Origin of the sequence: Amazonocrinis nigriterrae CENA67 (assembly GCF_016056305.1) — a bacterium.
Taxonomy (GTDB): domain Bacteria; phylum Cyanobacteriota; class Cyanobacteriia; order Cyanobacteriales; family Nostocaceae; genus Amazonocrinis; species Amazonocrinis nigriterrae.
The window spans coordinates 44,574-65,433 of record NZ_JAECZC010000010.1 but is presented as its reverse complement, the minus strand read 5'-3'; the positions used below and the strand labels follow the sequence as shown (position 1 = coordinate 65,433).

At 40.4% G+C, this 20,860-nt stretch carries 20 protein-coding genes and 1 pseudogene; 7 read left to right on the top strand and 14 right to left on the bottom strand.

Annotated elements, in window-relative coordinates; translation table 11 throughout:
• Positions 1-14: 14 nt before the first annotated feature.
• The 3 genes from I8748_RS08175 (at position 15) to I8748_RS08165 (ending at position 2,246) form a co-directional block, all read left to right on the top strand.
• Positions 15-914, top strand: coding sequence for an FHA domain-containing protein (locus tag I8748_RS08175; RefSeq protein WP_198124132.1), 900 nt, complete (start codon positions 15-17; stop codon positions 912-914).
• A 330-nt stretch (positions 915-1,244) separates the two neighbouring features.
• Entirely contained in the window at positions 1,245-1,988 is a 744-nt protein-coding gene (locus I8748_RS08170; RefSeq protein ID WP_198124131.1) for a M50 family metallopeptidase, read from the top strand.
• Positions 1,989-1,991: 3 nt separating this feature from the next.
• On the top strand, positions 1,992-2,246 hold the full coding sequence (locus I8748_RS08165) for a hypothetical protein (protein ID WP_198124130.1): 255 nt from the start codon (positions 1,992-1,994) through the stop codon (positions 2,244-2,246).
• Between the two features lie 177 nt (positions 2,247-2,423).
• Here I8748_RS08165 and pstB read toward each other — a convergent pair whose 3' ends face one another.
• From pstB to I8748_RS08110, 11 genes are all read right to left on the bottom strand, one after another.
• Positions 2,424-3,254 (bottom strand): phosphate ABC transporter ATP-binding protein PstB, encoded by an 831-nt coding sequence (pstB, locus tag I8748_RS08160; RefSeq protein WP_198124129.1) that lies wholly within the window; start codon positions 3,252-3,254, stop codon positions 2,424-2,426.
• Between the two features lie 108 nt (positions 3,255-3,362).
• A complete protein-coding gene (gene pstA, locus I8748_RS08155; protein WP_198124128.1) occupies positions 3,363-4,262 on the bottom strand; it encodes a phosphate ABC transporter permease PstA in 900 nt (299 codons plus the stop codon).
• A gap of 5 nt (positions 4,263-4,267) precedes the next feature.
• On the bottom strand, positions 4,268-5,209 hold the full coding sequence (gene pstC / locus I8748_RS08150) for a phosphate ABC transporter permease subunit PstC (RefSeq protein WP_198124127.1): 942 nt from the start codon (positions 5,207-5,209) through the stop codon (positions 4,268-4,270).
• Between the two features lie 49 nt (positions 5,210-5,258).
• Positions 5,259-6,260, bottom strand: coding sequence for a PstS family phosphate ABC transporter substrate-binding protein (locus I8748_RS08145; RefSeq protein ID WP_198124126.1), 1,002 nt, complete (start codon positions 6,258-6,260; stop codon positions 5,259-5,261).
• Positions 6,261-6,401: 141 nt separating this feature from the next.
• Complete coding sequence (locus I8748_RS08140) at positions 6,402-7,544, bottom strand: sulfate ABC transporter substrate-binding protein (RefSeq protein WP_198124125.1); 1,143 nt, start codon at positions 7,542-7,544, stop codon at positions 6,402-6,404.
• 541 nt (positions 7,545-8,085) lie between these two features.
• On the bottom strand, positions 8,086-8,727 hold the full coding sequence (locus I8748_RS08135) for a Uma2 family endonuclease (protein ID WP_198124124.1): 642 nt from the start codon (positions 8,725-8,727) through the stop codon (positions 8,086-8,088).
• Positions 8,728-8,929: 202 nt separating this feature from the next.
• Complete coding sequence (locus I8748_RS08130; protein WP_198124123.1) at positions 8,930-9,511, bottom strand: Uma2 family endonuclease; 582 nt, start codon at positions 9,509-9,511, stop codon at positions 8,930-8,932.
• Positions 9,512-9,635: 124 nt separating this feature from the next.
• Positions 9,636-10,886 carry an exonuclease subunit SbcD gene (gene sbcD, locus I8748_RS08125; protein ID WP_198124122.1) on the bottom strand — a complete coding sequence of 417 codons (1,251 nt, stop codon included), beginning with the start codon at positions 10,884-10,886 and terminating at the stop codon, positions 9,636-9,638.
• 68 nt (positions 10,887-10,954) lie between these two features.
• Complete coding sequence (gene cysH / locus I8748_RS08120) at positions 10,955-11,680, bottom strand: phosphoadenosine phosphosulfate reductase (RefSeq protein WP_198124121.1); 726 nt, start codon at positions 11,678-11,680, stop codon at positions 10,955-10,957.
• A gap of 641 nt (positions 11,681-12,321) precedes the next feature.
• On the bottom strand, positions 12,322-12,606 hold the full coding sequence (locus tag I8748_RS08115; protein WP_198124120.1) for a type II toxin-antitoxin system RelE/ParE family toxin: 285 nt from the start codon (positions 12,604-12,606) through the stop codon (positions 12,322-12,324).
• Positions 12,603-12,830, bottom strand: a complete 228-nt coding sequence (locus I8748_RS08110; protein WP_198124119.1) for a hypothetical protein — start codon at positions 12,828-12,830, stop codon at positions 12,603-12,605. The genes I8748_RS08115 and I8748_RS08110 overlap by 4 nt, the downstream gene beginning before the upstream one ends.
• 257 nt (positions 12,831-13,087) lie before the next feature.
• On the opposite strand from I8748_RS08110, the gene I8748_RS08105 reads away from it, so the two are divergent.
• The gene (locus tag I8748_RS08105) at positions 13,088-14,533 is read left to right on the top strand and encodes a cytochrome ubiquinol oxidase subunit I (RefSeq protein ID WP_198124118.1); all 1,446 of its coding nucleotides are present in this window, start codon (positions 13,088-13,090) and stop codon (positions 14,531-14,533) included.
• A 115-nt stretch (positions 14,534-14,648) separates the two neighbouring features.
• Here the strand turns inward: I8748_RS08105 and I8748_RS08100 are convergent, their stop codons facing one another.
• The gene (locus I8748_RS08100) at positions 14,649-15,509 is read right to left on the bottom strand and encodes an SGNH/GDSL hydrolase family protein (protein ID WP_198124117.1); all 861 of its coding nucleotides are present in this window, start codon (positions 15,507-15,509) and stop codon (positions 14,649-14,651) included.
• Positions 15,510-16,235: 726 nt separating this feature from the next.
• Between I8748_RS08100 and I8748_RS08095 the strand changes: the two are divergent.
• A pseudogene (locus I8748_RS08095) lies at positions 16,236-16,331 on the top strand (cyanophycinase); the annotation flags it as partial.
• A gap of 7 nt (positions 16,332-16,338) precedes the next feature.
• On the top strand, positions 16,339-16,548 hold the full coding sequence (locus tag I8748_RS08090; protein ID WP_198124222.1) for a hypothetical protein: 210 nt from the start codon (positions 16,339-16,341) through the stop codon (positions 16,546-16,548).
• Between the two features lie 18 nt (positions 16,549-16,566).
• Here I8748_RS08090 and I8748_RS08085 read toward each other — a convergent pair whose 3' ends face one another.
• Positions 16,567-16,815, bottom strand: coding sequence for a hypothetical protein (locus I8748_RS08085; protein ID WP_225896357.1), 249 nt, complete (start codon positions 16,813-16,815; stop codon positions 16,567-16,569).
• Positions 16,816-17,008: 193 nt separating this feature from the next.
• Between I8748_RS08085 and I8748_RS08080 the strand changes: the two genes are divergently transcribed.
• Positions 17,009-18,841, top strand: coding sequence for a tetratricopeptide repeat protein (locus tag I8748_RS08080; RefSeq protein ID WP_198124116.1), 1,833 nt, complete (start codon positions 17,009-17,011; stop codon positions 18,839-18,841).
• Between the two features lie 312 nt (positions 18,842-19,153).
• Here the strand turns inward: I8748_RS08080 and I8748_RS08075 are convergent, their stop codons facing one another.
• Positions 19,154-20,608 carry an ATP-binding protein gene (locus tag I8748_RS08075; RefSeq protein WP_198124115.1) on the bottom strand — a complete coding sequence of 485 codons (1,455 nt, stop codon included), beginning with the start codon at positions 20,606-20,608 and terminating at the stop codon, positions 19,154-19,156.
• Between the last annotated feature and the right edge of the window lie 252 nt (positions 20,609-20,860).

Genomic DNA, 20,860 nt, shown 5'->3' with positions numbered 1-20,860 from the left:
AAAGGCTTAAATCGATGATCGTCTGCCCTAATTGCAATCACCCCAATCCCAATGGGGCTGTCCAGTGTGAAGCTTGTTATACGCCGTTACCAGCGACTAGTAACTGTCCCAATTGTGGGGCAACTGTGCAGGCAGATGCAGCTTTCTGCGGTCAATGTGGTTTTAATCTACACTCAACTGCTGCACCTGCTGCGGCTACTGCTGTGGCAACTGTTGCTCCTGATATCCCACTGGAAGTACCGCCATTAGTGACCCCTGACCCACTTTTGGAACTGTTACAACCAAATCCTTTGGGAATGAATTCTGCTCCTTCACCCTTACCACCGACGGCGGTGGCTGTAACTCCTGAAGCAGCACCGCAACCAGTAACACCGCAACCTGTAGCACCGCAACCTGTAGCACCCTCACCAACTGTAGCTGCTGCACCTGTAGTTGCTGAGCAGGAAATTTCTACTCCACCCCCACAACCAGCGCCACCTCCAGAGCCGCCGCAAGCAGTGGCACCTCCTGAACCACCAGCACCGCAACCTGCACCACAACCTGCACCACCACCAGCCCCCGCAGTTGCCAGAACGCAATTGCAACAGGTAACTGCACGGTTATTCCACGTCCAAAGCGATCGCGAGATTGAATTACCGCAAACTTTGTCTGTAATTCATATCGGTAAACCCAACGATCGCATTCCCCCGGATATAGACGTTTCAGGTTTTCCTAATTCGGAAATTGTTTCACGGATACATGCAGATATTCGTGTAGAAGGAGATGCTCACTATATTGAAGATGTGGGCAGTTCTAATGGCACTTATATTAACAATTTGCCGCTATTACCAGGAAATCGACACCGCTTGCGACCAGGCGATCGCATTAGCCTAGGTAAGGGAGACTTGGTAACATTTCTCTTTCAGTTAGCATAGGTGAGCTAGAGGAGATAGGGAGATGGGGTGATGAGGGACATCATAATTCTTCACTCCCAACTCCTAACTCTTAACTCCTCACTCTAATTCTTAACTTTCGTAATTCGTAATTAGAAACTAGTAGTTATAAATTACGAATTACGAACTATATCATGTCCGGGTAATTAGTTATGATTCCCACAGTCATTGCACCCCACCCCCAGCCCCTCCCCTTGGTAAGGGGAGGGGAGCAAAAGCGTAGCTTTGGCGGGGTGGGGTGAGCGTGGGTTTAATAAGTAATAAGCGCGGACATGATATTACGAATTACGAATTACGAATTACGAATTACCTATGAGTAAACCAGGAAAAGACTTTGAACCTTTGCTGACAAAAGAAGCGCCGCCTGAAGTCGAACGCATGGGGCTAACTTGGCTGACGGTTGCAGCGATCGCTACTATTTTACTGTGGCAAGTCCCAGCCGGAGATTACATTTTATATCCGTTTACTATTCTGGCAACTTGGTTTCATGAAATGGGTCACGGCTTAATGGCATTGCTATTAGGAGGACAGTTTCAGAAATTAGAGATTTTTAGCAGTGGTTCTGGTGTAGCAACTTATAGTATTTCTAGGTCATTAGGGCCAATTGGGCCGGGTTTAGTTGCAGCCGCTGGGCCGATGGGCCCACCGATTGCGGGTGCAGTTTTGATTTTGGCTTCTCGTAGTTTTAAAGCAGCTTCTTTAAGTTTAAAAATTTTAGGCAGTTTTTTACTGCTTTCAACATTAGTTTGGGTACGTTCGTGGTTTGGATTAGTGGCTATTCCCCTACTAGGTTTAATTATCCTTGGTGTTGCTCTCAAAGCACCGCGATGGGTGCAAGGGTTTGCGATTCAATTTCTGGGGGTACAAGCTTGTGTGAGTACTTACCATCAACTAAATTATCTATTCAGCTACAGTGCTGGCGGCTTGGGACTGTCTGATACAGCGCAAATGCAGCGATATTTATTATTACCTTACTGGTTTTGGGGTGGATTGATGGCGATCGCATCTCTAGTGATTTTAGTCCAAAGTCTCCGCGTCGCCTATCGCTCGCCATAATTTATGCAGATTAGCGATCGCTCTGTTCCCATTACTAATTCAACTCTCAGTACTTTGATTGCTGAACTAGGTATAGAATGCGGTAAAGTACAAGCCTTAATTAACCAGCTTCAGTTACCTAGTTTAACTAGTAATCAACAAGCTGAAATTTTAGTAGAACTACTAGCTGCTGTGGTTCATCTCCACACTCACTGTGATGAGGATTTTCAGACGCTAATTGCTAATGAATTAGAAAAGTTGCCTGATGATGAGTACTAATGACAAAGAGTAATTGCATTCTTTGTATTTTTTAGTATTGATACTAAATTATTTCAACGAATATTAATTTAAAAAAGAATGCAATCAATAACTTGTAGGGGCGTACAGCTGTACGCCCCTACTGTTAATTCATGTGTCGCAAAGATTATTTGATTTGGTATAAAATCGGAATTATGCTTAACCGAAACGTCCACTAATATATTCTTCGGCTTCTCTGGTTTCCGGAGAACTAAACATTTTTTCTGTAGTACTGAACTCAACTAATTTTCCACGACGTTTGCCATGCTGGTCAATTTCTGTGTTGAAAAACGCTGTCCAATCTGCAACTCTAGAAGCTTGCTGCATATTATGAGTCACCATAATAATGGTATACTGCTGTTTAAGTTCTAAGCAAAGTTCTTCTACTTGACGCGTAGAAATTGGGTCAAGAGCAGAGCATGGTTCATCCATTAATAGTACATCTGGCTTCATAGCGATCGCCCGTGCAATACAAAGCCGTTGCTGTTGTCCGCCAGATAAAGCAGTTCCTTTTGCTTTTAATTTGTCTTTGACTTCATCCCAAATTGCAGCACGTCTTAGTGAATCTTCTACCAATTCATCAATATTACCTTTATAACCATTAGAACGCGGCCCAAAGGCAATATTTTCGTATATTGACTTCGGAAAAGGATTTGGTCTTTGAAAAACCATGCCTACTTGGCGGCGTAATTTAACAGAATTAATTTTAGGGTCATAAATATTGCGATCGCGATAATTTAATCTTCCCTCTACCTTTGCACCAGGAATTAAATCATTCATCCGGTTGAAGCAACGCAATAAAGTACTTTTGCCACATCCTGAGGGGCCAATAAAAGCAACGATTTGTTTTTCTGGAATCTTTAAGTAGACATCAAGAAGTGCCAGAAATCCACTATAGAATACCTTCACACCCTCAACATTAAACACTGAGTTATCTTGTTGGTTAAGTGTGGCACTATCTAATTGACTTCTACTGTTGCTATATGACATTTCGCTGAACTCCTGATAACCATTAACACCAAATAATACAGTTGAATTTGCTTTCCTAAAGACTGAAAAATCAAACCTTACAAAAAGCAACTTTCCCCTTCCCCTTACCTAATTTATCGAGAAGCGTTGCCTAATATAAATTGCTACGCCATTTAAAACTAGAATCAAGACTAACAATGCAATAATTGTCGCTGCTGCTGCATTTGCAAAACCTGGTTCTGGACGAGTGATGTAGCTGTAAATTTGAATGGGTAACGCCATGAATCTCTGGAATAAACCAGGGTTGAATGTGAGAAAACCCACAGCACCTACAACAATTAAAGATGCTGCATCACCAATGGCACGAGATATAGAAATAATTACCCCTGTTAGAATACCAGGAATAGCGTAAGGTAAGACATGACTGCTAATAGTTCGCCATTTTGTCATACCTAAGCCGTACGAAGCAAGTCTTAGGGAATCTGGAACGGCGCGAATTGCTTCTCTAGCTGTCACAATAATTACTGGTAATGACAATAAAGATAAAGTCAATGCTCCCGAAATTAAAGCGGGGCCAAATCCCAGCAGATAATTGAAAACTCCTAAACCTAGTAATCCATAGACAATAGAAGGAACTCCCGCCAAATTGCTAATATTAATCTCAACAATTGCTGTCCACCAGGTTTTAGGTGCATATTCTTCGAGATATAAAGCTGCTCCTACACCTATTGGTACAGTAACTAGAATAACAACAATTCCTAAAAGAATGCTACTCACAATGGCTGGACGAATACCACCTTGATCAGGAAAACGAGAAGGAGTTTCTGTCAGAAAGCCAGGTGTCAAAAATCTGCCTATTCCGTCTCGAAAAATATCAAAAAGTAGCAATGCTAAAATAAATATACCAATTAGCAATCCTAACAAAAAAATTATTTCAAATACTTTTCCTAACGTCTCCCTCTTCTCAATATTATCAGTAAATTCTGTTGACGAATCCCAAGAACTCTCTGGTTGATAACTTGTAGTCATGTCTCTTACTCGTACTTTTCCTTAAAACGATTAGCAATCCAGTGACTCACAATATTTAAAGCTAGCGTAAGTAGAAACAAAACAGCACCTACAGCATATAAAGTCTTGAAATTGAGACTTCCACGCGGACTATCTCCACCAGAAATTTGTGCCATGTAAGCTGTCATGGTTTCTACTGATTCTGCGAAGTTAATAGTCAATTTTGGCTGTTGTCCAGCAGCGATGAGAACAGTCATTGTTTCACCCACAGCACGAGAAATTCCGAGAATAATTGAGGCTATAATTCCAGAAAGCGCTGCTGGAAGAACTATTCTAAAAATAGATTCTAGTTTAGTGATACCTAAAGCGTAAGCACCCTCTCGTAGAGATTGTGGAACTGCTCGAATAGCATCTAAGCTGATGGAACCAACTGTTGGAGTTATCATTACTCCCATCATCAATCCAGCACTCAAAGCATTGAATATTTCTAGAGGTACAATATTCCGTAGCAATGGCGTAACAAACAATAGTGCAAAATATCCATAGACTACTGTTGGTATTCCTGCTAAAAGTTCTACTGCTGGGCGTAAAATTGCTGCTACTTTAGGTTGAGCATATTCACTTAAATAAATAGCAGAAGATAAACCCAAAGGAATTGCAACCGCCATAGCAATCGCTGTAGTCAAGAAAGTGCCAGCCATCAAGGGCCAAACGCCAAAATGTCTCTCTGCAAATAGAGGCGTCCACTTAGTATCAAGAAAAAATTGGGCAAAGGAAACTTCTTGGAAAAAGCCGAATGTTTCCTGAAAGATAATTATGACAATACCAAAGGTAGTTAAAACAGAAACTAAAGCACAAGCAAATAAAATGACTGCAATAATCTTTTCTGAAATATCTTCAAATGCATTTTTTTCTAGTAACTGTCTAGATCTTTGATTGGATTCGTCTGAAAAATTGGGATTTTGCATAAACAGTTTTGTTATGAATACAATAAAACTCCAATAACTAGGACTTTATTTAAATAAAGTTTGTGATTGGCTCACCTGGTTTAGCTTTTTTAAATTTAGTACCAGTTTCACCAGTAGCCAATTTTTGTTTTACCTTGACGTAAGCTTCATCAGGTAATGCTACATAACCTACACTATCTACCCACTTCCAGGAGTTTTCTAGATAGAAATCTACAAATTCTTTAACTGCTGGCTTGGTATCTAAGGATTTTTTACTGACATAGATGAATAAGGGGCGAGATAATGGTGTGTAGATATTTTTGACAACATTATCTATAGGAACTGGTTTTTCACATTTGCCTGTGGGGTCTTCTACTGCAACTAAATTGAGTTTGTCTTGATTTTGAATATAGTAAGATATGCCTACATAACCTAAAGCTGATGGTTCACCTGAAACTCCTTGCACGAGTAAGTTTTGATTGTGGCTAGGTGTGTAGTCTGTGCGGCCATTCTTGGCTTTGCCAGTAACAGCTTGAGTCATGTAATCAAACGTCCCAGTATCAGAAGCAGGAGCGTACAGCTTGAGTTTTTCCTTAGGAAATTTCGGATTAACTTGATTCCATGTCAAGATTTTACCGTCTGATTTAGCGCTCCAAATTGTGGCTAATTCCTTAATAGTGAGACATTTGACAAAGTTATTTTTACGGTTAGCAATAACAGCGATGCCATCTAAAGCAATAGGCAACTCGACAAATTCAACATTCTTGCTTTTACATTTTTTGATTTCTTCGTCTTTAATTGTACGAGAAGCACCAGCAATATCAATATCGCCATTACAAAATTTACTAAAACCACCACCAGTACCACTTGAAGCAACACTAACTTTAGCATCAGATTTCAGCTTGCCATATTCTTCTGCAACTGCTAGAGAAATAGGGAAACCTACTGCTGCACCATCAATACTCACCTGACTTTTCTTTTCTTCGGCGCTGCTACAACCAGTCACACCTGAGGTGACAAACATCAAAAATGCAAGGAATAATTTATCTTTAAATAGTCTATGAAAGCTCATAAGCTCAAAATTGACTAAAAATTATAGTAGTTGACATCTAACTAAAGTACAGGCTAATTGCTATGAATTACTTTTACGGTGCAATTGTCTGATTCGATAGCAGTTAGTTTTATCTATGCTTTCTCTAATTCATATAAAGCTTCATGCTTTTTTAGCAGCCTGAACTTGATCAAAGATCGCTCCATTCACAAAAAACTTTTTCTGGATATTGTCCCACCCACCTAAATCTTGAGATGTAAATAAAGTATCGATTTTGGGATACTGAGATAATACTTCTTGGCTAACGGTGGGGTTTACAGGCCGATATTGCAATTTAGCAAATTCTCGTTGAGCTTCTGTTGAGTAAAGAAAATCAACAAATGCTTCTGCAACTTTTCTTGTACCGTGCTTATCAACATTTTTATCGACTACGGTTACAGGATTATCAATGGAGATATTGATTTTTGGTACGATATAAGGTAGTTTTTTACCATTTTGGGCTGCTAAAAATACTTCATTTTCATAGTTAATTAAGACATCTCCTTGACCTTTTTGGAAAAATAAATCGCTAGCCTCACGAGCATCTTTTGCCAACACAGGGACATTTTTATAAACTTTGGTGACAAAATCTAATGCTGCTGTCTCGTCACCGCCTGCTTGAGTTACCGAACCCCACAAAGCTAGGTATTCCCAAATAGCAATACCAGAGGTTTTCGGGTTAGCTGCAATCAATGTCACTCCATCTTTTGCCAAGTCTTGCCAAGTATTAATACCTTTAGGATTGCCTTCACGGGTGACAATAGCAGCTACGGATCTACTCACAACACCATTTCTAGGAGATTTGATTTCCCAACCTGATTTAATTAACCCTGCTTGCTGAATTTTGTTAACATCAAAAGGAAGTGCCAGGTGTACTATGTCTGCTTCTTGCTTACCAGCAATGACAGCAGCCGCTTGAGCTACAGAACCTCCATAACTTTGCTCAAAAGTCACATTTTGGTTGTGTTCTTGCTTCCACTTTTGCACAAATAAGGGAATTATTTTGTCATGTGCTGCTTTAGTAACGGAGAAAGAAACTAGTTTGAGCTTGACATCAGCTTTTGTCGCTGAACTGCTTCCAGAACAGGCGGCGACAGCCATACTCAAAAAAATACCTACTAAAAACAGACACACAAAGCTTCGTATAGAGTTTCTAGTTATTCTTTGATACCAAACCTGCATAGTTTGCAAAGTTTTCACGACATAAATCTGCATTCCCTCAATTAGGTAAATTCCTAACTGTGTCGCATGTTGCGGCTTGCTCATCAGCATTTACTCCTAAAATCCACGGTATCTTGAGCGTAATACCGTAATTGTTTAAGATTATATAGCACATAGAACAAAAGTTCTCATATGGCTTCAATTTTTGTTACTATGTGAGTGATTTGTCATGGATATCACTATTACTAAAATCTATTTTCACAAGTAGGGAAGATAGTTTGAAGCATTTGTCCAATAATTAAAATACGTAAGTATAGCTGGGGACTGGAGACTAGGGACTAGGGACTGGGTAAAAAGTCTTTTTGGGTCTAGGTTTTATTATCTGTTGATGTCCTAACACTACTGGCGACATCTAATATAATAAGATATTATCAAGTTATTAACGGTATTATGAACAAAAAAACCGGGTTTTTTCGCAGGTAAGCTAATAAACACGGTTGCATGGATAACATAGTTTTTCCTAAATAATCTGTTACAGATAATACATATTATGTCTAGCGATCGCACTTACCTAGTAGATCAGCTATCATACAGCTAAAAAGCATATCTTCTGGTTTAGGCAGTCAAAAGTCTTAAGTCTAATTACTCAAATCTGCTCTTTTACCCATTTCCGAAACTCTTTCAATGCGGAACTCATTCCTGTGGTTCGCGCCATTTCCACAAATTGAGGAATGATTTCAATGATAGCAAAATTAGGAAATGTCGGGCTTGTCTGAGACTTCACATACTGCTCACCTTGCAGTAAACTAATTTCTAAATTTCTGTTTTCATATCGCCAAATTTCAGGGACTTTTAATGCTTTATAAGCACTAATTTGAGTTTTAGAGGTGACATCAATTTCAATTGCCAAATCAGGAGGAGGATCAACATTGAGGTCAATGTTGTCTTTACCAATCATTAACTTATAATTTTGAATATAAAAGCAATCATCCGGTTCAATACCTGCATTCTTGTCTTTTCGCTTCAAGGTAGTTGAACCTAAAGACTCCCAATTTAAATCGAGTTCATCCAGCAAGGCTTTTACTAAGTCTCCAATTATGACCTTACTTCGCTCATGTTCTGGTAACGGAGCCATAATTTCTAGTGTTCCTTGGCTGTATGCTACTCGACTCCTACGATGTTCTCCTAATTCGTTGAGAATTGCTTCAAATACTTGCCAACTCACATCTTCTAGTATTATTCTTTGCCCTGGTGGGACTCGAATTTGTCTAAGTTGAAGTGTAACCATAAGACTTTATACTAATTCTTTTACTTTAGCGGTTCTCGTTTGCATGAGGTACGCTTTAACCCCACCCCCAGCCCCTCCCCGTTCACGGGGAGGGGAGGTTTGCAAAAAGCAAATGCGGGGTGGGGTTTTGACTGTTTTGAACTTTTACTATATTCTCTCATGATTGAAACAGCGATCGCACTTTTATTCACAGAGCATATAATCAAGCGATCGCACTTAAAAATTTCTCAGGAATTCCCGCTTGTTGAAAAATTTGGTCGGGTGTAATTTGCAGCCCTTCAAATAAAGAATCTTCTAAACTATCTTCACCGATTTTTGTTTGAGGTCGTGCATCGGGATAAAAAATAGTTATTGTTTTAGCTTTTGCATCCACAACCCAAACTCTCATCACACCCGCATCTAGATAATCTGTAGCTTTGGCACTCATTTCGCCAAAAGTTTGGTCAGGAGAGATGATTTCAATGGCTAAGTCTGGAGGTATGGGACAAGGTTCATCTTCAATCACATCGCTATTCAGGCGAGAGTAGGAAACAAAGAATAAGTCTGGTACAGGAACCCAATCTCTACCTTTGCGTTTTAAAGTGACAGCCCACTCAATACCAACCTCACCGTGATTTTTTGCCCACGGAGTTAAGATTATATAAATTGCGCCTGTTAGTCTTGAATGAAATCTTTTTGGAGCCATTTTTGGTTTTGCTTTACCATCAACTAATTCGTAGGTTATATCGCCTTCTGGTAGGGCTAGGAATTCTTTTAGTGTGAGTTGAGATTTGACTTGAGTCATAGCGCTCGCATTTCCTTAAGCAGTCACTAACTCAATCTGCCATTGTTAACTAATATCAGAACTTTAAACTTTAGAAATCCTGATTAAATCCTAGTTTCTGTAATTACGAATTACGAATTACGAATTACGAATTAGTTGCTTCTAGCCAAACTTCTACATCATCTGCTAGCAATTTTTCTGCTGCTTCTAGCATAGATGTAGCTATATCTTTCAAATCTTCACGATTGTTTAAGTAAGTTTTTAATGCTTCCATTGGGTCAATGCTACTACTTGCACTTAATTCCGGAATGCGCGGTCGAGCTAGCTGGCTGACTAATTCTGGTTGAATGGTGTAGGTGTGAGTAGAATTTAAAGCAGCATGTAATGCAGGGTTATCAATTAAATCCAACTGTTCCGAGCGGAGTTTGTAAATTAGCCGCACTACTGCATCTTGAATATCATGTTTAGCGATCGCTTTGATCAATGCAGCTTGGGGATCATCTGCTTTGGAGACATCCACCTCAATTGTACGAAAAACCCGAGCTGGCAAGGGGCAAAATTCCCATTTCACATTACCCCGCTCCAGTTCTATCATTACATAGCCTTTGTCTTCTTTTTCTTCACTAAAATCTACCCGCTCAATGCTTCCTGGATAAATCACTGGCGGGTTGTTAGATTTATTCAAATTTTGATGGCGGTGGACATGTCCTAGCGCTACATAATCAAAACAAGGACGCGTCAGTAAAGATAAGGGTAGAGTGAAGCCTTTACCCACCGCCAAATAGCGTTCTGCTCCCAAGGAAGCATTATCAGCCATCAAGTGAGCCAAAAGCACAGTTGGCACATCAGGATCAAGACGGCGAATTTCCCCTTCTAAAACAACTTGCAAACGTTCAGTTAACAATTGGTTGACTTCCGCTAATGACAAGTTTTCAGTTTCTTCACGAGTCATTAAGGTGGAACGTGTCAACCAAGGAAGGGTGATAACTTGCACTCTACCGTTGCGCGTTGAGATGTGGTGAGTGGTTAATTTATCACCGACTACAAAACCTGGTACTCCCAAGGTGCGGTAAATATTTAAACTCGCTCCTCCTTGTCCTTGGGAATGTTGATCATGGTTGCCTACCAACAACACTGTAGGAATATTAGCATCCACCAGACGGCGAAACTGGCTGGCAAAAGCTTCTTGCACATATGGTGGTGGTGTCGCATCAGGAAAAGCATCACCACCAAATAATACTAAATCTACTGGTTCTGCGAGCGATCGGTCAATACATTGAGATAGTGTATTGACAAAATCTTCTAATCGTGTATTTAACCCTGTTGCAGGATTAATTCGTCCGTGGGAAAAGCCACTTCCCATGTGGATGTCGGAGAGATGAAGGATTTTAATCATATTTAGTCAGTTGTCAGTTGTTCTTTCTCTAAATACTACTGACTAATGACAACTGACTAATGACTAAATTAAATATGAATTCCACATTCTGTTTTATTGCTTCCCCGCCAGCGTCCGGCGCGTTCGTCTTCACCTTCAGCTACTTTGGTGGTGATGGGTTCGTCACCGATGCTGGGATAACCTTGGTCATGTAGAGGATTGTAAATTACTCCATGTTCAGCCACATAACGCCAGCTATCTTGGCGTGTCCAGGTAGCTATGGGATTTACTTTCAACCGACCTTGATTGTCGAGTTCAAATATGGGCATATTAGCACGGGTAACAGCTTGGTCGCGGCGGCGTCCAGTAATCCAAGCAACTGTGTTGAGTTCGTTCAAACCCCGTAATAGTGGTTCAATTTTAGTAATTTGGTGGAATTGAGCAATATCTTTATCCCAGAGTGCTTCGCCGTATTTAGCGGTGAACGCTTCGCGGCTGTCTACATCTGGAGTTTTATAAGTTTGTAAATCTAAGTTATAGACTTCTTTGGCTTTAGCAACTAGTTCTAGAGTTTGGGGGAAGTGGAACAAGGTGTCGAGAAAGATAACTGGAACTGGATGCTTGAGTTCGCTGTAGAGAATATGGGTAATAACCATATCATCGACGTTAAAGGCGCTGGTTTGTACCAGTCCTGTGGGGATATTCTCTATAGACCATGCCAGGATTTCTTTGGGAGTAGCAGTTTCAAACTGTTGATTTAATAGATCCAAGTCAAAAGCGGCTGTTTGGTTTCTAGATGCCGTAGAAGCTGTCATGATTATTTTCCGATGAAATGGTTTTACCTTGATTAAGATTAATCTTACCCTATAAAGGCTCATATCCCGCTCGGAGATAAGTGAATTATTTTGTTCGGTTATCACTACCTAACAAGAGACAAAATTTTTTAGTATTTTTTTATACAAATATTATTGTTATATCCTTAGATATTGAGCAAATACCACAGCATTTACTAAGAAACTTTACAAAAATTTAAGTTTTACGATACTTTTATGGATATTTATACTGTTACTGATATGTTTATCTAATCCAGTAAATTAAGGATTTTTACTAAAATGAACAATTCAAAATTCTCTAATACCCTGGGTCAATCTATAGTTATGGGCGCTTTGATTATGTTGACTAGTGTCAGCATCATCACAATCATGAATGTTTTCTAAAAAAAATCTCAAAGTGTTAGCAAAAAAACTTTACAAAACCCTGCTCAGTCTTGAGCAGGGTTTTTGCATTTTGTTGCATGTTTCAATTAAGCGATCGCTACACCTAAACCAGGTATCGCTAACCCTATTTTTTACCCCAACTGTTCACTAAATCTCAATCTCAGGTAGTAACTGTATATGCATTGGTGTAAAGATGTTGACGATAAGTTCGCTGACCTACTGTCGTCAATACCATACAGTTAATAAACTTCATCATGCGTCCCAATGTCGAGCAGAACAATGACTTCACTATTTGTTTCTACATCCAGTTCAATGGAGAAGACAACACGACAATCATAGCCGCAAGAACAAGCCTGAAGACCATCGAGTTTGCCACTCAGTTTGTGGGTACCCAAGGCTGCGGCAAATACGTCTGCTTCCATTTGTTGAAGAGTTTCTTCAATGCGCTGCTGGAGTTCAGCATTTCGCTTGACAAACTTATGGAATGCTCGTTTGAATTTTGGGGTTAAAACCAGCAGTCTCATTTCTCTGGTTCATTTAAAGACTGGCGTAACGCTGCAATGACATCTTGGGCTGATTGATGCCGAAATTTACCTATATGGAAATCAGCTAAGGTTTGTTGAGCATCCGTGGCTATTTCTGTACGACGATTTTCGTGGCGGCGGTTTTGTAGAATCTTGATCAGCATTTCTTGCTGCTCGTAGGAAAGTTGCAAAGCATCTTGCAGCACTTGATCGAGATTACTCATGATGGAATTAGATTAATAACTCTGAGGTTGAACAAGATTAGGAAATTGAGTGAATTATAGCGTTCTATCCCCACAGTTTGGGAGAATAGATGCGCTTTTGGCACAACCAGATTCTATCTTGAGTGTGTTTAATTCTGGTGCTTGGGCCATTACTATATATCCGTTTCATAATTAGAGGTGGTTTCAGTTCCAGGTTCAGCTAATCCAAACGTAACAGCTGCCCTGCTCAATAGTTCCCTCTATCAACAGAAGTGATCATGGAATTTCTATCTGATACCGTTGTACTGTCGCGGATGCAGTTTGCACTGACTGCTTGCATTCATATGCTTTGGCCCACGCTGACAACAGGTGTGGGAATTTATTTAGTCATCATTGAAGGACTGTGGTTGAAAACTCGTAATCCTGACTATTACTATCATGCTCGCTTTTGGTCTAAATTGTATGCCCTCAACTTTGGTGTTGGTGTAGCAACGGGCATTCCAATGGAATTTCAGTTTGGCACGAACTGGGCACCCTTTTCGGAAGCGGTTGGCAATTTTTTTGGCAGTGTTATTGGTTTTGAGGCATCTTGGGCATTTATGCTAGAAGCCGCGTTTCTAGGCATTATGTTATTCGGCTGGGAACGTGTCAATCCTGCGATTCACTATCTCTCGACAATTTTGGTAGCCATTGGGGCAAATTTATCGACGGTTTGGATTTTGACTGCGAGTTCCTGGATGCAAACACCAGCAGGCGGAGAGATGGTTAATGGTAAGTTTGTAGTTCATGATTACTTTCAAGCAATCCTTAACCCGTTTATGCCGTTCAGCGTTTTGCATATGTTTTTGGCAACGCTAGAAACGTCTTTGTTTGTCATTGGTGGGATTAGTGCTTGGTATATTCTTAAAAATCGCCATACAGCCTTTTTTTCTAAATCTTTTGTGATTGCCTTAGCAGCTGCGATCGCAGTTGCTCCTTTACAAATATATGTAGGACATTTGAATGCTGAACAAGTGTACCGCTATCAACCAGAAAAATTAGCGGCAATGGAAGCACAATGGAATACAGTTACCGCTGGACAGTCTGCTGATTGGAGTCTTCTAGCTTTACCAAATAACAAAGCACAGAAAAATGATTGGGAAATTGTCATTCCCAATGCACTGGGATATATCTTGGAATTTAAAGAAAAATTAACTGAGCCGGTATTAGGTTTAAAAGAGTGGAAACCAGAGGATCGTCCACGCTTGATTGGTGTAGTCTACTATTGTTTCCGCACGATGGTTGCAATTGGTTTTTTCTTAGCTGCATTAATGTTTATTAGTGTTTTCTATTGGCTACTAGGCAAGCTTTCACAAGAAAAGATTACTCAACAGCGTTGGCTAATGCGTGGTTGGATGTTTGCAGCTCCTCTGGGATTTATTGCGATCGATACCGGTTGGATTGTACGCTGTGTTGGGCGGCAGCCGTGGACGCTTTACAGGCAAATTCGCACTGTAGATTCTGCCTCTCACGTTCCTGCTACCAATGTGCTTGCATCCCTCACAGGTTTTACAGTTACTTACATTTTATTACTGATTGCATACGTATATTTTGGTAGCCGCATTATTCGTAGAGGCCCGAATTTTAACCTGCCTGTACCCGGAATTGAAGTCACCAAACCAGCTATTGATACAAAACCTGGAGAGTTTCTTCCCGACGAACGCCCCGTTGAAGCACAACAGTAGCCCCTTAATTGTTCTAGCTTCCTGTTCATAGTCAATTGTTGGCGGTGCGTTGCGCTGGGCGACAACGCACCCTACTGGAGAGTGTCAACTAATCTTTTTCAAGGTGAATTTAAATTCATTCAGAGAGGGTCTTCAAAGCTGCTTGTGCCAAGATGCGATGAGCAGCAGTTGTTGGATGAATGCCATCCCAGAACAAAAACTTGTTTGGATTGTCACAAGTAGCAAGATTAGAAATGCACCCCTGAGTCACATTTGTCAAACCAAATTTTTCAGGTTTATCCATTGCTTCCCGATATAAAGAATTAACATCAAGTTGAAATATTTGAGTCTTATTCTCTGATTGTTGGTGAAACAAATTTATACTTTTAGCCAATTCCAAATTATGCAGGTTTGTCAATGAACTAAGGGCACGGGAATTAAAAGTATTGTAGGTTGCTGGAAGTTTACCTAAATCTGGTAAATTAGCAACCAAGATTTTTTTAGCTCCTGCTGATGAAAGTGATTTAATTGCATTGGATAAATTAGCAATTGAAGCAGCAGGCTGGTCTGCACCAAAAAGATAGTCATTTGCTCCAGCCCAGATCACATAAAGTGCATTGGGATTTAACTTTTGATGGTATTTAGTATAAGTATATACTTGTACTAACGTACCTGGAACTCCATTCAGACTACCGCTGACAGTAGTTGCACCTCCATAAGCAAAATTACTGCTTTTTGTATTAGTTAATCCTAGTTGAGAACCAAGATATTCTACCCAAACTGGGCCATTAGAATAACGCCCTTGAAAGTAAGGTGGACTAGGAGGATAAACTCCGTTAGTGGCTTTGAATACATTTCCTATATCCGAAAGGCTATCACCAAAGATATAGAGTTCGTTGATTTGATGAGAATTATCAAAACTCTGTGTAGAACCTGCAAGTAAAACCATAATTAAAGTTAAAAGGGCAAGAACTGCTGCAAAAATCTTTTTTTTCACTCTTCCAGTTTTCCTTCACAAGAATGCTAAAGCCCCCTCCTGCTCAGAGAAAGAGGCTTTTGCTTAAAAACTAAAAACTAATAGGTACTGAAGAAGTTTAATGTCCTTGGTTATTTACCAGTAATACCAATGTACTAAATCAGGAAAGTCTTACTAGTGGGCAAAACCGAACTTATTGTTGGTTAGTTTTACCAAACTTAAATTTGAGTTGAATTAAGTCAAGCTTTGAAACCCTTTACAGGAATATCCACGTGCCTGAGATGAATAAAAGGATAAATAATAAATTATCGGACTAAAGTGAAACTACACGCTCTTTGCTGCAATCCATAAATTGCTTTTACATGAAAATAGGAGTTTTAGCTATTGTTTGCCTCAGTCGTCAATTATGAAAAACTTCATCCTCTTTTGGGTAAGTTTTTAGCAAAAGGTATAAGTAATGGTGTTAATAATTATCAATTTACAATTGTCAAGAAATTTCTTTGTATCCATGATAACTTCTCAGCTTAATCTAAAATTAAACTATAGGTGGAGTAAATTTATAGTAGTTAAAGTTAAAGTTTAATCATCTAAGGAATGAATTTTAGCAGTATCATTTTTCTCAAAAACAATCCTCAAAACCCTTTCATATTGCTATGAAGGGGTTTTTATTACTAATAAATAAAAACTTGTTATGTATAACATTGCCAATAAAAATAGTTGAATTTATCATTTTTAATTTCATACGCCAAAGCAACTGGTATATTTTTTACTGGAGGTAACCAAGCTCGCATTACCAGCATTCTCAAAGATACTAAACTTGATGCGGCAATTCACAAACAATGGGTGCGTTATGGACGAACGTCCTAACGCACCGAAAAACAGTGATGGTGAAGCAGCGCTCTTGGTAGGGTTAGCCCGACCCAGGCGACTGCACCAAGCCGAAGGGTGCGTTGCGCTTGGCGACAACACACCCTACCAGTTACAGTCTGTAGTTTGGCAGCAGTCTCTACCTGTTTACTTGCAAAATAGATTAAAATCAGTGCGCTATCTACTGATATAAGAAAGCATTCAAGCATTTTTAGAAGCCAATATGCCGTTTGCTTGCGGAAAACACCAAAATGAGTGCGTGATCTACCGAAATGAGTAAGCGTTCAGGCTTTTTACTTGCAAAAAACACCAAAATGAGTGCGTGATCTACTGAAATGAGTAAGCATTCAAGCATTTTAAGTAAGTGTTCAAGCTTTTTGCTTGCGGAAAACACCAAAATGAGAAAGCAATCAAGCTTTTTGAGTAAGCATTCAAGCTTTTTGAGTAACCATTTACGCATTTTGCTTACTAAAAACACTAAAATAAGCAAGAAATGATAAAGTCATCTGCCTGTTTGCTAATTGAACTCTACTTGATCCAGAAGAATTTTTCCTTTGAAGAAGCATAATTGGCTGCTTGTAACCAGCCTGAAGGCGAGACAAGTCAAACCTGGAGTTTGATATGGTTAGATTTATTTGTGCCTTTCTACTTAAATGAACGCTGAGAATTTTTTTAACCAAGGATTAGACAAACATTTACAAGGAGACTATCAAGGAGCGATCGCTTCTTACACTCAAGCAATCAAACTTAATCATGAATATGCTGAAGCCTACCATAATAGGGGTATTATCAAGAGCGGTGAACTCAAAGATTATCACGCAGCGATCGCTGACTTTGATCGAGCAATAGAAATCAATCCTGATTTTGCACAAGCTTACTACAATCGGGCTAATGCTCGTTACTTTTTAGCAGATTATACTGGAGCGATCGCCGATCATTATCAGGCATTACAAATCAATCCTGACTTTGCCCAATCTTACCACAGTCGCGGTAATGCCTACTTTGTTTTAGGAGATTATGATAAAGCCATCGCAGATTATCACCAAACAATCGAGTTGAGTACTGACTTAGCTAATCATATCCACTTCGATATTGCTCAGGCATTCCATAATCGGGGTGTTGTTCGTGATCAACATGGTGATTATCAAGCAGCCATTGCAGATTTCCAACAAGCTTTACAGTGGTATCCTGATTTTGCCGCAGCTTACAGCAGTCGCGCTACTGCTTACCATAATTTAAGAGAATATCAGCAAGCGATCGCTGATTATCACCGAGCATTACAACTTGACCCTAACCTCAAAGAAGCTTACCATAACCGAGCTAATATCCGCTATGCTTTAGGAGACTATCAAGGCGCAATTGCAGATTTCAATCGCACGCTAGAAATTGACCCTAATTTTGCCGTAGCATACTACAATCGGGGTTTGGTTCGTTCTCACCTGCAAGATTATCAAGGAGCGATTGAGGACTTTAACTTAGCTGTAATGCTGAATCCTGATGATGCACAAGCATACTATGAGCGGGGTTTAATTCGTTCTCACCTACAAGATTATCAAGGAGCGATTGAGGACTTTCATCTCGCATTGCAGAAAAATCCGACTTTAACTTTAGTTTATGGCTTTCTGGCTCATGCTCATTGCCAATTAGGAGATTATACTCAAGCAATTGCACATAGCGATCAATTACTGCAACAAAATCCTCATTTAGCTGAAGCATACTGCGATCGCGCCACTGCTCGTCGCTGGTTGGGAGATTATCAAGGAGCAATTGCAGACTACAACCAAGCATTGCAGATAAATAACAAATTAGTAGAAGCTTATTACGGTAGAGGAATTGTTCAGGAAGCTTTGCAGAATTTCTCTGCTGCAATCAAAGACTATACCAAAGCAATAGAATTATCACCTGAGTTTTCCCAAGTTTATTGTAACCGAGGTAATGCCCGCCGTTTGTTAGGAGCGGAACAAGCAGCGATGGCAGATTACAACAAAGCTATACAGATTAATCCTGATTTAGTAGAAGCTTACTATAATCGGGGTTCTTTGCGCTATGCCCAACAAGACTATGAAGGTGCGATCGCTGACTATACTCTAGGTTTGCAAATCAATCCCCAGTTGGCGACATTGTACAGCGATCGCGCCAATGCTCGATATGCCCTGCAAGACTATGAAGGGGCAATAGCAGATTACGATCAAGCTATTGCCATCGACTCTAGCTTGGCTGAATACTGGTATAATCGGGGTCGTAGCTTTTTGCAATTGGGAGACTTCCCAAAAGCGCAAACAGACTTAAACCAAGCTTTGCAACTTCAGCCTTATTCAGCTTCAGCTTATATTTTGCGAGCTGATATCCGTTGTCATCTCCAAGATTATCAAGGCGCAATTGCCGATTTCCAAAAATCTGCCGAGCTTTACTACCAAGAAGGAAATATACAATATTATCAACAAATTATGGATGCGATCGCACATTTGGAGACTCTTCAGGGATAATATTGGCTACTAGCTTTTGATTACGCCGCAGAATGTAAGCTAACCCCATCCCTAAAGGGCGGGGCTTTGTAGTAGCCCTGAGCTATCCGTGCTGAGATTGAACAATAGCTTTGATGATTTTTTGCCAGTGAGATGTTTTTAGGCTGAATCAAAGGCTTTCCTGACGCGATCGCTCAACTAAGTAAGTAAGTGAAAATCAACATGACTATGTTACGAAACGTAAAATGCCTGAAACCCTTACTAATGACAACTGACAACTGACAACTGACAACTGACGATCCTCACTAGTTAACTTTTTTTGTGCCTACCTACTTACTTAATCGGCAAAGTTAGGGTAAAGGCAGTTTCACCAGAAGATGTAGAATTAAGGATGAGGTTGCCACCATGAGCGCGGGCAATTTCACGAGCAAGGCTGAGTCCGAGTCCGAGTCCTTCTATTTTCCGGGTATGGGCGGGATCGCCGCGATAAAAGCGGTCAAAAATGCGATCGCGATCGCTTTGGGGAATGTCTTTTGATGCATTAGCGATGGTAACGTGGATAGTTCTTTGAGTTTGATGAGCGCGAATCTTAATCCAACCATCGGCAATGTTATATTTTATGGCATTACTGAATAGGTTTTGCAGAACTTGAAGGAGCAAATCGCGATCGCCCATCAAACGCAAACCCTCACTAATATCAGTTTGCACACTCAGGTGGGGAGCTAGTAATTCTACATCCTCTACCATCTCAATCAGCAACTCAGACAGATCCACCTCAATTAAATACAAGCTGATTTTTCCCGCATCTGCTAGAGATAACAGCAAAAGTTTGCGCGTAATTCCATTCAGGCGGCCTACCTCATCCAACAAATTGCTTAAGCGCTGTTGCACCTTTGAACCTGGCTCAACCTCTTGCAAAGTTCGTTCTAGTTCGCCTTGCAGAATTGTCAGTGGAGTTTTCAATTCATGAGCCGCATCACCACTGAAGCGCGAAGCTTGAGTAAAACTGCGTTCTAGGCGTTCGAGCATTTGGTTAAATACCCGAATCAGTTCGGCAAATTCAACATCCGTGGTACTTTTGGGAATCCTTTGATCTAGCCCTTTGACGGTGACTTGTTGAATTACCTCGGTTAATTGCCGAATAGGACGCAAAGCACGACCAGAAATTAACCATGCTCCCCCAGCAACCAGCATCAGTACTCCCGGAATTGAAACAAGAAAGATATTGCGAATTGCAGCCATGTCTTGATTGACGGCTTGCAGACTGACAGCAATGGCAACTTGAACATCAGGAAATTTAACCGCCCCAATTCGCCAAGTTTCTGTCGCCGTTCGTTCAGTAACGGCGATAGGTGGGTGTGGAGGAAGAAAGGGCGGTACTAATTTAGATGGATTCCCAAAAGGTAAAGGTGGTAGTTCACCGGGAGGGGGTGGTGGCAGAGGTGTCAACTGAAGACGCTGCACCAGCAGACGATTCACTTCGATGTCGGCAGGTAGCGAGTTAGATTGATAAAGTGTGTTGCCGTTAGGGTCAAGCACCAGCAGTGCAATAGGGGTTTTTCCATTCCTGCTGAAGGTATAGGTTAACGAGTCTCCGTAGTCTTGCCATCGCGGTTTCATCGGGGAACGGGTTGCTCGCATCAAATGATTTAAAATTTCTGCATCGAGGCGGCTGATATTTGCATTGTAAATCTGCAACCAAGAAACTGCACCAAACCCTACTATGGCACTTCCTGCAAGAGTTGCAGACAACAGGGCAATTCGGAATCGAAACGAAAGTCTTTTCATAAGCGAAAGCCAAGCTTGGGAATTGGGCGTTTCCTGATGGTTGTATTTTAGATTTTTTTATCCTCTTGTTTAAATTACAAAAGTGTAATTTTCAAACTAGGCAAATTGTAATTTTGAGGTGGCTTAATCATAAATGTAAGCAACAGGAGTTTTTGAGGAAATGTTCAGCCACCAATTCAAAACCAGATAAGACCCAATTGACATTAATTGCAGTGCCCTTACATTTTGCCTAGTCTTCAGTCGCGATCGCTC